The sequence below is a fragment of the Ideonella sp. P3_A4 genome, from assembly GCF_056403075.1.
On the sequence record NZ_JBFUGE010001164.1, the window covers coordinates 1 to 1061 of the forward strand.

The window sequence follows — 1061 nt, forward strand, 5'->3', positions numbered from 1 at the left end:
CCCTACAAGTGGACGCAGGACTGGGACAGCAAGCATTACGGCGTCTACCTGCTGCTCGCGCGCATCACCGGCAAGCAGAAGTACATCGACGCGATCGAGCGCAACCTCGCCTACTGGACCACGGGCACGCCCGAGGGTGAGCACGTGACAGTGACGCCCGGTGGCCTGAGCTGGCTGTCGCAATGGGGCTCGCTGCGCTACGCGCTGAACGAGTCGTTCCTCGCGATGGTCTACGCGAAGGACGTGGCCAATGCCGACAAGAAGCAGACCTACCGCGACTTCGCAATGAAGCAGCTGCACTACGCGCTGGGCGACAACCCGCGCCATGGCAGCTACATGATCGGCTTCGGCACCGCTGCGCCGCAGCACCCGCACCACCGCACCGCGCATGGCTCGTGGAGCGACAGCCAATCGGTGCCGACCAACCACCGCCACACGCTCTATGGCGCAATGGTCGGTGGCCCCAGCGCCACCGATGCCTACACCGACAGCATCACTGACTACGTCTCGAACGAGGTCGCCACCGACTACAACGCGGCGGTGACTGGCGTACTGGCGGCTGCGCAAACGCTGTACMCCGGAAGCATCCCGCTGCCGGACTTCCCGCAGGCCGAAGTGCCGACCGAAGACGAGCAGTTCGTCGAGGCCGGCATCAACAGCTCGGGCGCAACCTACACCGAGATCAAGGCCCTGGTGAACAACCGTTCAGGCTGGCCGGCGCACAACGCCACCAAGCTGAGCTTTCGCTACTACGTCGACCTGACCGAGGTCTTCGCTGCCGGCCACACCGCGGCCGACATCAAGGTCAGCTCCAACTATTCGGACGGCGGTGTGGTGAAGCAGCTGCAGCGCTGCGGCACCAGCAACCTGTACTTCGCCACCGGCGACTTCACCGGCACCAACATCTACCCGGGCGGCCAGTCGGCCTACAAGAAAGAGCTGCAGATGCGCATCGCCGCGCCGGAGGGCAGCAACTACTGGAACCCGGCGAACGACCCGTCGTACATCGGCCTGCCGCAATCGGGCGTGGCCAAGGTCACCAGCATCGCGCTGTTCGACAA

Annotated in this window: 1 protein-coding gene; it reads left to right on the top strand. The window is 65.0% G+C overall.

Annotated elements, in window-relative coordinates:
- Positions 1-1061, top strand: a 1061-nt coding sequence (locus AC1DYI_RS36655; RefSeq protein WP_477208993.1) for a glycoside hydrolase family 9 protein, incomplete at both ends; no start/stop codon positions are given.